Below are 11,895 nucleotides of genomic sequence, written 5' to 3' on the forward strand. Positions count from 1 at the left end.
GACTCTGTCCTCGCATCAGTAGGATGGCAATGCGGGGTCGATTTCGCTGACCCAGGCCACCACTCCACCTTGGAGATTGTGCGCTTTGTGCACACCAAGCGCTTGCAACTCGGCAGCGACCGCCTGCGAGCGCTGACCTGATTTACAGACGATGATCATCTCTGCATCAGCGCCGTATTCGTCCACAAGTTCCTTCGCCAGGTTGGAAGAGCGTGATCTCAGGCAAGACTGGGGAATACGCACAATGTCCCATTCGGTGGGTTCACGCACATCAATCAGTAGGGGCCGATGCCCTTCCGCCAATTTGGCGCTCAAGGCCTGTACCGATAATTGCGGCACGGGCAAGGCGGACGTTTCCTGCACCGCCAGACCCAGGCCACAGAAGTATTCGTAATCTACCAGCTCCGTCACCGGAGTCCGCTGCGGATCACGTCGTAACGGCAGTTCATGATAGTGCATCGCCAATGCATCATAGGTAAGCAAGCGCCCCAGCAAAGGGTCCCCAATACCAGTAATCAGCTTGATCGCTTCGGTCGCCATGACAGACCCTATCGAAGCGCACAGGATACCCAGCACGCCTCCCTCGGAGCAGGATGGTGCAAACTCGGGTGGCGGCGGCTCTGGATAGAGATCACGATAATTGAGCCCCAGGCCATCGGGGGCACTTTCCCAGAACACGGATACTTGCCCCTCAAAACGGAAGATGGAGCCCCAAACATAGGGCTTTTCCGCCAGAATGCAGGCATCATTGACCAGGTAACGAGTCGCGAAATTATCGGTCCCGTCCACGATCAGGTCATACTGGGAGAACAGCTCGACAGCATTATCAGGCTCCAGCCGAAAGGTATGAGTTTCAACACAAACCAGCGGATTCAGGGCATCAATGGCACGCTTGGCACTCTCAGCCTTCAATACACCGACCTGATCCACTTGATGGATCACTTGACGCTGCAGGTTGGATTCCTCTACCCGGTCGAAGTCAACGATCCCCAGGGTTCCGACACCGGCTGCAGCAAGATACAACAGTACGGGAGAACCCAAGCCGCCCGCACCGATTACGAGTACACGAGCATTCTTGAGTCTGCGCTGCCCCTCCATACCCACATCGGGGATCAACAAGTGTCGGCTATAACGGTTAATTTCATCCCGGCTCAACTCGGCGGCGGGCTCCACAACGGGGGGCAAAGGCATAATCCAATCTCCATGCTTAAAACATAACGATAATCATTCTTATTAAAAAAATAACAAATGAAAAGCCATTTTTCGTATGCAAAACAGAAAAAACTATGCGAAACAGCTCAGGAGGGAGAGGGTCACAAGGCACTGCAACCAGAAGGTAATTAACTTGACTACTATATAATAATGATTATCATTTGACCCGGTAAGACTGACAGGAGTCAATATCATGCAGAGTACCCCCATTCGCTTGGGACTGGATGTCCCACGTCAGATGTTTCAGCTGAAAAACGGCTGGTGCCGTCGGCAACTACCATCCGACTTGGGGTTGTGCTACTCAGAGCATCTGGAGCTGGAGACTGGCCTGGCCTTAATCCGGCTGCACTACCATCCGCGGCGCCCACTGATCGAAGAAACCGCCTGTCCTCACCAGGGACGAGTGCTAGTCGTCACACTGGGAGTGAATGGTGTCTCCGCTTTTTACCAGCAAAAGAATTCTGACTTATCTTTCAAGGCCGGACACACCACTATATCCACCTTTGCCAACACGCCTGGCGAACGTCACTACAAAGCCAACCAATCAGTTTCGCAGCTACGGCTGGCGGTCAACGAAGTCTGGCTACAACGTTATCTAGGCGACGAGCGCTGTAACGCTCTGCTGGGCGATGGGCATCTTCATCAACTTGCCTTTCACCACAACTCCATGGCTACTAATAGTCATATCAAGGCACTCAACCGACATAACCAGCCAAACATTAACGACATGCCCAACAAGCTCAACGCACATATTCATGCCTTGAGCTTGCTAGCCGAACAATTTGAGCAGCTTGTGCCAGAGCCGTGTAAGGAAAAACAGGTATTCAGCACTCAAGAGTTGGAACGGGTTGAGCAGGCTCGAAATTTAATGAATCAGAACCTCGATATTGATCTAACACTGTCTTACTTGAGTCACCAAGTTGGACTGAGCGAGCACAAACTGAAGCAAGGGTTTCAGTATCTGTATAACACAAGCCCCAAACAGCTGCTGACCGAGCTACGCATGCACAAAGCTCATACACTCCTGACTTCCGGCTATCAGGTCGCACAAACGGCCTGGATGGTCGGTTACCGTTACCCCAACAACTTCAGTGTTGCTTTCACGCGTTTTTTTGGTCATGCGCCAAAATCGGTGAAAAGCAGCGGGAACTAACGTTCCGCGGGTGACTTGGTGACCGTGCTTGATGAGATTACAATGGGCGTTCATCTGCTCTACCGGAAGCAGGCAGCCAGACCGCATCCTGCTCGTCATCGATTCTCAGCTCTTCTACCTGCTGTACCAGACCACTGGTCGCCACTTTATGCCAGAGTACCTGGGTTGCAATTCTGTTCACTCTTGATTGTCATAACGATTACTCTCGACTTTCTCTTCAGTTCATGTCATAGGCCTGCAGTAAAAAGCCGTCAGCTTAGCTTTTCTTCTGCTTTCGCATCTGACCAGGCTTCCAGGAAGCGCAGAGGCTCACCCTGGGGCTGCCCGGACAAGACTTCATCCCGCACAACGACCTGACCGCGAATGATCGTGTGGATAGGCCATCCGGTTACATTCAGATCGTTGTAGGGCGTCCAGCCACTGCAGCTGGCGATCCAGTCGTTACGAATCGTACGTCGAGCCGACAGGTCCACCAGCGTCAGATCGGCATCAAAGCCCAGCGAGATGCGCCCCTTTCCTTCGAGACCGAAGATCCGTGCAGGGCCCGCGCTGGTCAAATCCACCAAGCGTTCCAGGCTCAAGCGACCGGCATGCACATGGTTAAGCATCACCGGTAACAGGGTCTGCACACCGGTCATTCCGCTGGGCGACTGCGGGTAGGGCTTCGCCTTTTCTTGCAAGGTATGCGGCGCATGATCGCTGCCAATCACATCGACCAGGCCGTCTTGAATGGCACGCCACAAGGCATCCTGATGGCGTTGATCGCGAACCGGAGGGTTCATCTGGGCGAGACTGCCAAGGCGCTCGTAGCAATCGGGAGCACACAATGTCAGGTGATGCGGTGTCACCTCCACCGTTACCCGGCGCTTGTGCTGCGCCAGAAGAGTCATCTCCTCGGCGGTGGAAACATGTAATACATGCAGGCGACGTCCGGTTTCGGCTGCCAGCCTCAGGATACGGCGCGTTGCCATCAGGGCACTTTCCACATCTCGCCACTCGGGGTGCTGACGGACGTCACCACTGGTTTCGACCAAGGCCTTACGCTGGCGCAGTCGCGCCTCATCTTCAGCATGCACCGCCAGCCGACGACGTCCCTGACTGAGAATCCGCCGCAAGACCGCCTCATCATCCGCCAGCAGATCGCCGAAAGAACTGCCCATGAAAACCTTGACACCGGCACAGCCGGGCAGGTTTTCCAGCACAGACAGCTGGTCTGCGTTGGCTGCCGAGCCGCCTATGTAAAAGGCATGATCACACCAGGCACGCCCTCGTGCAGCCTCCAGCTTAGCTTGCAGGTCTTCCTCCCAGAGCGTCAGCGGGCTGGTGTTCGGCATTTCAAACACGGCGGTTACGCCACCCAAGACAGCGCCACGAGTGCCCGCCTCCAGGTTCTCTTTATGCATCAACCCTGGCTCTCGGAAGTGCACCTGGCTGTCAATGACGCCGGGAAGAACATGCAGGCCAGACGCCTCAATGCGGGTCTGCGCACTCCAGTCAAGCCGCAGATCGCCCAAGGCGACAATACAGCCCTGCACACACGCCAGGTCTATGCGTTCCGCACCATTGGGGGTCAGTACAGTGCCGCCCTCAATCAGAAGATCAGCATGACGAAGTTCCAGGCGACGGCTCAGAGTATCAGCATTATTCATTCAGTAACCTCTTCGTTGGCTGGCTTCGTCAAAGACTGGCCCTCGGCCGCACTCAATCGTGCGTGCCGCTCCTGCTGCATGCGCTGACGTACCGCCCAATCGGGCGCCCGTGATGCATCCAGCAAATACTCACGCGCCTGCTCCAGCGCCAGCACACCCAGATTCTGCCCATCCCGGCTACGCAGCGAGACCTGAGCGGACGCCATCTCGTTTGCGCCCACGACAATCAGGTAGGGAATGCGCTGCAATGTCTGTTCACGTATTCTGTAGCCGATTTTTTCGTTGCGCAGGTCTGTTTCAACACGCAGCCCTGTATCCCGCAACCAATCCGCTACATCCTGGGCATAGGCCGCTTGCGCATCCGTAATCGGCATGACCATCGCCTGTACCGGCGCCAGCCAGGCCGGCAGCTTGCCGGCATAGTGCTCAATCAGGATACCGGTGAAGCGCTCCAGCGAGCCGAACAGCGCGCGGTGCAGCAGAACCGGACGTTTGCGTTGGCCAGCTTCATCGACATATTCGATGCCAAACCGCTCAGGCAGGTTCATATCGACCTGCAGTGTGCCGCACTGCCAGTCACGCCTAATGGCATCGCGCAACACGAATTCCAGTTTAGGGCCATAGAAGGCACCTTCACCGGGGCTTAGCTCGTACTCCAGATTCAGGCTGTCAAGCGCCTGTACGAGAGCACCTTCCAGCAGATCCCAGGTGGCGTCATCCCCCATACGGTTGTCGGGTCGGGTCGACAGCTTGATACGGATATCGTCAAAACCGAACTGGCGATAGATATCAAGCACCAACACCACAATCTGACGGCACTCCTCGTCCATCTGTTCAGGTGTGCAGTAAATATGGGCATCATCCTGGGTGAAATGACGTACACGCAGCAGACCATGCAAAGCACCTGAAGGCTCATAGCGATGGACTTTGCCGAACTCTCCCATACGGATAGGCAGGTCGCGGTAGCTTTTCAACCCCTGGCGGTACAGCAATACACTGCCCGGACAGTTCATGGGCTTCAGCGCCAATACACGCCCGTCCTCAGTTGCGGTGGTGAACATGTGTTCGCTGTAATTTTGCCAATGGCCCGAAACTTCCCACAGGCTGCGGTCCATGGTGTCAGGGGTATTGACCTCGATATAGCCAGCCAGCTGCTGGCGGCGACGCATGTAAGTAATCAGCTCCTGAAACAGGACCCAACCGCGTGCGTGCCAAAAGACCGCGCCTGGTGCATCTTCCTGGAAGTGGAATAGATCCAGCTCACGTCCCAGTTTGCGATGATCCCGCTTCTCAGCCTCCTCAATACGCAACAGATAGGCACTCAGCTGCTTTTTATCTGCCCAGGCGGTCCCATAGATTCGTTGCAACTGCTCATTATTGGCATCACCGCGCCAATAAGCGCCCGAGAGCTTGGTCAGTTTGAAATGTTTCAGAAAGCGTGTATTGGGCACATGAGGGCCACGACACATATCCACGTATTCTTCGTGATAGTAGAGGCCCATTGCCGTCGCATCAGGCATGTCGTCAATCAAGCGCAACTTGTACGTTTCATCACGCTGACGAAAAATGGCTATTGTTTCATCGCGTGAAGTCACTCTCTTGATGACCGAGTAGTTAGTGGCGATGAGCTCGCGCATGCGCTGCTCGATGGCCGCCAAATCCTCTGGCGTGAAGGCGCGTTCATACGAAATATCGTAATAGAAGCCATCATTAATAACGGGACCGATCACCATTTTTGCCGTCGGGAAAAGCTGCTTGACCGCATGGCCAACCAAGTGCGCACATGAATGACGAATGATCGCCAGCCCTTCTTCATCGTTTGGCGTAATAATCTGGACAGTGACATCACGGTCGATCAGGTCACAGGCGTCAACGAGCTGACCATCAATTTTTCCTGCAAGGGTGTTCTTGGCCAGGCCGGGCCCAATCGACGTGGCGACATCCGCCACCGTCAAAGGTGCCGGGAAGCTTCGCTCCTGCCCATCGGGCAGGGTCACTTTGATACTTTGTGTATCACAGGCAGAGGACGTCTGAATATTGCTCATAGCATAGGCATCCAGACGTCAGCCCCATGGGCACTGATGACAGGAGCAGGACTAATCTTGAACACCTGAGTTCCACCTATTTGATTGTCAAAACTTGTTTTGCATTTGGTTACGATCATTGACGATGAGTGCCGTTTTAATGGGTTATGCCTTGCGCAGAGCATTGAAGATATTCTCGATCACGTCTTTTTCTACATCCTGGGTGATGAATACCAGGCGCGAGCGGCGGTCGTCACTTGGCCAGGCGGGCAAGGTGACCGGTGGATGAAAAATATGCTGGACGCCCTGAATGACGATTGGTTTGCTGTTCCCTTCAACATTCAGAATGCCCTTCACACGCAAAATCTGACTGCCGACAAAGCTCATCAACACCTCGAGCCAGGTCATCAGCGTTTCCTCCGGGATGGGGGTGTCGACCGCGAAACAGTAAGCCCGTATATGATCATCATGCCGATTGATATCATGCAGAATCTGGTGGCCAAATTCGGGGGTTTTCGGGCGCATCGAAAACCCAGCCTGACCGCCACCGTGAACAGGCGCAACGGGGCGAAGCGCGTCCGGTGCATAGGCTTCTTCTTTTAACCAGCGCGCCACATCGTTGGTTTTGTTCGCCGTTGAAAACAACCCGAGATTAAGCAGCTTGTCCGCAGTAATTTCGCCCTGACTAACCTTCCAGCGCGGAGCTGCCGGGTTGATGTTATCCAGCCGCTGATGCAACACCTCAAGTTGCTCTTCGGTTGCCAAATCAGGCTTGGTCAGCAACAACGTATCTGCCATGGCAGCCTGCTTGACTGCTTCAGGGTGATGATCGAGGGTATGCATACCCGTCGCCAAATCCAGCGTTACCACAATGCCATCAAGACGGTACCTGGGTGCAACCTGAGGATCTGTCATCAACGTATGGATGATCGGCGCCGGATCGGCAAGCCCTGTGGTCTCAATCAGCACGCGTCTGAATTGCCGCTGCCCTTTGCGGGAAAAGCGCCAGGTAATGTCGCGCAGTGTCTTGACCAGGTCACCGCGAATGCTGCAGCAGACACATCCGCTACTCATTTCCATCACCAGGTTTTCTGTGCTGTGAGCAACCAGCATGTGGTCAAGTGCCGCCTCACCAAATTCATTGATAATGACCAGTGCGTCCGCCAACTCAGGTTGACATACCAGCTGGTTAAGCAGCGTGGTTTTACCGCTACCCAGAAACCCAGTTAACAGCGTTACAGGAATAGTGTCGGGCATATCGGCTGTCACTTATGACTCCTTACAAATACAATCAACCTCCGGAAAGCAGAAAGACTTACGCCTGCCTGTCTCTACTTCAATCTTTACGCTGGTGTTTATCTAAACGTTCCTGCCGCTCTTTGGCTTCAATACTCAGCGTTGCCGTTGGTCTCAATAACAACCTTGGCAGGCCTATGGGCTCACCGGTTTGCTCGCACCACCCATATTCATCCAGAGCCAGGAGATGCAAAGCATGATCAATCTTTGCCAGAAGCTTTTTCTCCCGCTCCAGCATCCGCAGGTGTGACTGACGCTGCTCTTCCATGCTTCCCATGTCCGCTGGATCGCTGCTGGATTCATACTGGCTCAGTGCTTCAACGGCACTATCAATATGATTTTGCAGCTCCTCGCGCTGTTGATGTAGAAGCCGATTGAAATACGCCTTCTGCTCTTCATTCATGTACGCATCTTCAGGCTGCTGCAACAGCTCTTCTTCCGTCATATGCCCTCCTGCGAAAGCTCCGCACCACCCTCGCGCACGAGGGTGGCATCGATATTTACTTCGGACATATCGTTCACGATCACCGCCACACGTCGGCCTTCGCGATTGTTAAGAATGTGATTGAGCAGAGTGGTTTTGCCCGCGCCGAGAAATCCGGAGAGAACGGTTACCGGTAGTCTGGCGGAAGTGGGGTGGGTGTGCATCGTGTTACCGTCCAGCATATGTTCGCCTGCCCCTCGGATTACAGCCAGCACCCAGAGGTTGAACTTAAGCCTGCTGACTGAATTCGAGGATTCATTAAATGTTATAACATAACAATATCATCATAGCCGAACGTCCGCTAATCCCTTTTGCAGTTCCTGGCAGGCGAAGGTCACAGCATCAGCGGCCTATCTGCTTTCACGGCGACAAAATCCTGGATGCCTGTCCACAAGGCACGCTTACAAGGACTCGACGCACCGCGGGTAGAGTGATTGAAAGCCTTCAGCATAGCGACAGTTCTTGCCACCGGCCTGGCCACCCGAATTACGGCGGAAGTGATTGGCGCGGTTTTCGGCCAGGTTTTCATAGAACTTCCAGAGATGCTCCTGCCCTTGCATACACTCGATCGCAGCCTTTTTCTCGTCCCACACTTCAGAAATGTCCAGGAAGAGGTCTGGCTTCCAATCCATCTGTTCGCTTTGATGGGGCTCGAACAGGTACAGCTGAGGTGCACTCAGCACTTTCTCACCGGGGTTGTGCCCCCAAGCCTGGGCGATCATCCGGCACTGAATAGCTACCTCGGTCGCATACATGTGGTCGGTATTGTATGGGTCCCATTTCGAGTGACTCATCATGAAATTCGGTTGAGTATCCCGAATCAGATCGACTATCTGGTATTTACCATCCGTATTGATCTCCAGTGGGTAATCCCCAAAATCAAAAAAACGGATGTCATGTGCGTTGAGTGCCTGAGCGGCCGCCTCCGCCTCTTTACGACGCTCTGTTTTCACCTTTTCAAGCGTCATATTCTCCTGTTTCCATAGCTTGGCCGATTCACCGCGCTCGCCGTAGGACAAACAGGCGATCGTCACCTCATAACCAAGTTTTTGATGCAGCGCGATGGCACCACCGCAACGCCATACAAAGTCTGCAGAGTGAGCACTGATAATGAGCGCAGTTTTCTTTTCGTTCATGACGAGACCCCCGTAATAAGGACAGATAGAGATGCACATAACACGTAAACGTTATGTTATAACCCTACATACAGTATTTTGACCGATCCATTTGCTTTCGTTTTCGGAGGCATAAGATTTTGATATAGCTGCATGTTTTAATTTGTATTTTCTATTGTTAAACCCCGCACCTGTAGGGAACCGTTAAGGCGCGCTGTTGTTCAATGCCCGTAGAAAACTAGCCAGCTCGGCACGTACGGCAGCGTCTGCCTTGGCATTGATACTTGCAGAGCCACCCATCGGGAATTTTGGGTCCAGCAGATGACCGGCTCCAGGATAGCGAAGGTGCGTACAGGATTGCGACGACATGCGGCTGCACACCTGGTCCCCCATCGTCGCAGCAGGCCAAATATGATCATCCTCGCCGGACAGCAGCAGAACCAGTCCCGCGATGTTTTCGACCGGGATCCGTGCGCGCTCTGTAGCGGCGTGGTCATGTAACCCGGTGGCAAAAGCCGCCAACAACCCCTCCTGCTGAAGCAGTCCTTCATCTAGCGGCACGAAATCCAGCCCCTTGCCGTTCTGGCTCCAGCTGCTGACTGCCGGTGCTTCAGGTGATGAACGCCGTGCCGACCAGACCACAGAACTGGGGGCAATGGCCACGACTCCAGCATAGTCTTCATTATGCGCAGCCAGCAGCAAGGCCAGCTCGGCCCCCTTGGACCAACCCAACACCACCACTCCGTCGGGGCGTGTTTCAGGCTGTTGCAACAGCCATTGGCGCGGCGCTTCAAAGTACTCCAGTGGTATCTCTTGCAGTGACGCCGGCAGGCCCGGCGCACCGAAGTAGGCCAGCGACAATACCGGATATCCCAGTTCGGCAACCTTAGCGGCCAGGTAGTTGGACTGCCCCCCGCGCGATCCTTCCAGAACGATGACACCATAGCGGCCCTGTTCGGTAGCACGGCTATAATCCGCCACAAAAGGCGCACCCGTTACTGGTACGAAGTGCGTTTCCGCTGCCCTGACCTGCAAAACCGCAAGCAGCAGGCAAACAATCAAGTATTTCATCATAGCTCCCAATCGTCGTTTCAAGGTGCTAGTTGTTCAACCGTACACCCCAGTGCTAAAGCGACTTGTTCGAGTGTTTTTGGACGTGGTTTGACATTCGGACGTTCAAGACGGGTGATAGTGGATTGAACCATATTTAAGCGTTGAGCCAACTCACGCTGTGAAATTCCACGATATTTGCGCCAGGCACCAATACGACTGAGGTTATTGCTGTATTGAAGATCCAAAACACGTTGTGGAACATGGGAATGTTTTGCGCCCAAAAGCACGAGGTATTGATCATAGGGCACAACCGCGAATGCAGGTTCTCCCCCTTTTGTAATGACTTGCACTTCAGGACAGGGCAAATTCAAATCGTTCATCTTTTTCGCTACCCATTTACTGTATGGTTCTCTCGTATTTGTTTCGTATCAGAATGTCTTTTTTAACTTCAATGCCGCTTCCGTACGCTCATAGCCATATGCCCAGTCAATGCTGCTTTCATTCATCGTATGCTTGAGCGACAAGACCGGCACAAACCCCTTGATCGCCCAGCGCGGCAGATCCACATTCAGCATGTAGATCTGCTGTTTATCCTCACGCAGACCGCCCAACAGGGTGTTGGCCTCATCGTTGCGCGTTTCACGGTACAGCGCGGTTGCGTTCAGGTTGACACCCGGCATCAGCTGACGGTACACGCCCAGGTTCAGCATCCAGGCATCACTGCTGGCGGCATCGGTGGGGAAATCCTTGCGGGTATAATCCAGCCCGCCGTACAGCGCTGTTACCGGATTGAGCAGATAACTGGCTGACAGGCCCAGCCGGTGTTCGTCATAGTTTTCAAAATAGACGGCATCTTCGCCCTGAAAACGGTAACGGCGTGTTTGCAGGTAGGTATTGAGCTGCAGGGGCGGCGACCACTGGTGCTTCCATTCCAGCCGCAGCCCGCCCGCCTCGTAGCGGGTGTGGCGGTCACTGTAAAAATGTTCGAATGTCGGCAACAGGTTCAGCTCGTTGCGGGCCGATTTATAGCTGTAACCGGCGTAAAGCACGCTGGTGTTTTCATCGAAATAGTCGGTGCTGTCGCTGCCTTCCAGTGCCTTGTCGGGGTAACTGCCATACACAATGCCACGCAGCAGCAGGTTATGATGGCCGCTCAGGTTGAAACGGCGCTCGGCCGTGAGGTCGTACACCCATTCGGACGATTCCAGCGGCTCGGGCATGCGGCGGGTTACCGTTTGGCACCAGTTGGGCAGATAACACACCTGGCTGACCCGCATATCTCCATTGCCCTGATTCAGGTTAGTGTCGTACCCCAGCCCCAGCGACAGGCTGCCCTGCCAGCTGGCGCGCCGGTCCAGCGCGGCCAGGTATTGATCGATCATGCCGAGCACCTGCGGCGGCAGCCCGGCGCTGCCTTGCGCCCGTTCGAAGGCGTCGCGGGCGGCGTTAAGCTGGTGGTCTTCAAAGTAGATGCGTGCCAGCTCCAGCCGGGCACGGACAAATTCGGGCTTGCCGGCCAGTGCCGTTTCCAGTGCGGCGATGGCCCCGGCATAGTCGCCATCGACCCGCGCCAGCATCCCTTCGGCCAACAGGGCCAGGTTGGCATCATGATCGGGCAACTGGCGATAGCGTTGCACAAACTGGCGCACCTTGTGCCACTGTTTCAGGTTGATGGCCACATACAGGGCCGGCCCCAGCGCCTCAAGAGTTTGTTCCACCTGGTAGGTGGTGCCATTCACGGTGAACAGATCGGGGTTGTCGGCCACGGCCGGTGTCGGGTAGGCGCGTTCTTCGCTTTGCTGTTGGCGGTCCATCTGGTTAAGCAGAAAGCGGGTGTCGTCATCGTCGGCCAGTGCGGCCGTCGGTGCCAGCAGCAATACAAGTGCGCAGGGTATTAAACGGTGCATGG

The 11,895-nt window shown here is 54.7% G+C and carries 11 protein-coding genes and 1 pseudogene; 1 reads left to right on the forward strand and 11 read right to left on the reverse strand.

Annotated elements, in window-relative coordinates:
- Window positions 1-15: 15 nt before the first annotated feature.
- Complete coding sequence (gene moeB, locus BLV48_RS01550) at window positions 16-1,191, reverse strand: molybdopterin-synthase adenylyltransferase MoeB (protein ID WP_091822014.1); 1,176 nt, start codon at window positions 1,189-1,191, stop codon at window positions 16-18.
- A gap of 259 nt (window positions 1,192-1,450) precedes the next feature.
- Between moeB and BLV48_RS01555 the strand changes: the two genes are divergently transcribed.
- A complete protein-coding gene (locus BLV48_RS01555; RefSeq protein ID WP_217632924.1) occupies window positions 1,451-2,365 on the forward strand; it encodes a helix-turn-helix domain-containing protein in 915 nt (304 codons plus the stop codon).
- 37 nt (window positions 2,366-2,402) lie between these two features.
- Here BLV48_RS01555 and BLV48_RS01560 read toward each other — a convergent pair whose 3' ends face one another.
- The 10 genes and pseudogenes from BLV48_RS01560 to BLV48_RS01605 all read right to left on the reverse strand — a co-directional run bounded on the left by BLV48_RS01560 (window position 2,403) and on the right by BLV48_RS01605 (window position 11,893).
- Complete coding sequence (locus BLV48_RS01560; RefSeq protein ID WP_091822022.1) at window positions 2,403-2,546, reverse strand: phosphoribosyl-AMP cyclohydrolase; 144 nt, start codon at window positions 2,544-2,546, stop codon at window positions 2,403-2,405.
- A gap of 70 nt (window positions 2,547-2,616) precedes the next feature.
- Window positions 2,617-4,014, reverse strand: coding sequence for a dihydroorotase (locus BLV48_RS01565; protein WP_091822027.1), 1,398 nt, complete (start codon window positions 4,012-4,014; stop codon window positions 2,617-2,619).
- A complete protein-coding gene (gene thrS, locus BLV48_RS01570; protein WP_091822031.1) occupies window positions 4,011-6,059 on the reverse strand; it encodes a threonine--tRNA ligase in 2,049 nt (682 codons plus the stop codon). The genes BLV48_RS01565 and thrS overlap by 4 nt, the downstream gene beginning before the upstream one ends.
- A 144-nt stretch (window positions 6,060-6,203) precedes the next feature.
- Entirely contained in the window at window positions 6,204-7,307 is a 1,104-nt protein-coding gene (locus tag BLV48_RS01575) for a CobW family GTP-binding protein (protein WP_254774943.1), read from the reverse strand.
- A 67-nt stretch (window positions 7,308-7,374) separates the two neighbouring features.
- Complete coding sequence (dksA, locus tag BLV48_RS01580; protein ID WP_091822036.1) at window positions 7,375-7,779, reverse strand: RNA polymerase-binding protein DksA; 405 nt, start codon at window positions 7,777-7,779, stop codon at window positions 7,375-7,377.
- Between the two features lie 29 nt (window positions 7,780-7,808).
- Window positions 7,809-7,982: pseudogene (locus BLV48_RS01585) on the reverse strand (GTP-binding protein); the annotation flags it as partial.
- Window positions 7,983-8,219: 237 nt separating this feature from the next.
- Window positions 8,220-8,954 (reverse strand): PIG-L deacetylase family protein, encoded by a 735-nt coding sequence (locus BLV48_RS01590; RefSeq protein ID WP_091822039.1) that lies wholly within the window; start codon window positions 8,952-8,954, stop codon window positions 8,220-8,222.
- Between the two features lie 183 nt (window positions 8,955-9,137).
- Window positions 9,138-10,004, reverse strand: a complete 867-nt coding sequence (locus BLV48_RS01595) for an acyl-CoA thioester hydrolase/BAAT C-terminal domain-containing protein (protein ID WP_175527538.1) — start codon at window positions 10,002-10,004, stop codon at window positions 9,138-9,140.
- Window positions 10,005-10,024: 20 nt separating this feature from the next.
- Window positions 10,025-10,366, reverse strand: coding sequence for a helix-turn-helix domain-containing protein (locus BLV48_RS01600; protein WP_091822048.1), 342 nt, complete (start codon window positions 10,364-10,366; stop codon window positions 10,025-10,027).
- Window positions 10,367-10,414: 48 nt separating this feature from the next.
- Entirely contained in the window at window positions 10,415-11,893 is a 1,479-nt protein-coding gene (locus BLV48_RS01605; RefSeq protein WP_091822051.1) for a surface lipoprotein assembly modifier, read from the reverse strand.
- Window positions 11,894-11,895: the final 2 nt, after the last annotated feature.

The organism is Marinobacterium iners DSM 11526 (assembly GCF_900107855.1).
In the GTDB taxonomy this organism is placed as follows: Bacteria; Pseudomonadota; Gammaproteobacteria; order Pseudomonadales; family Balneatricaceae; genus Marinobacterium; species Marinobacterium iners.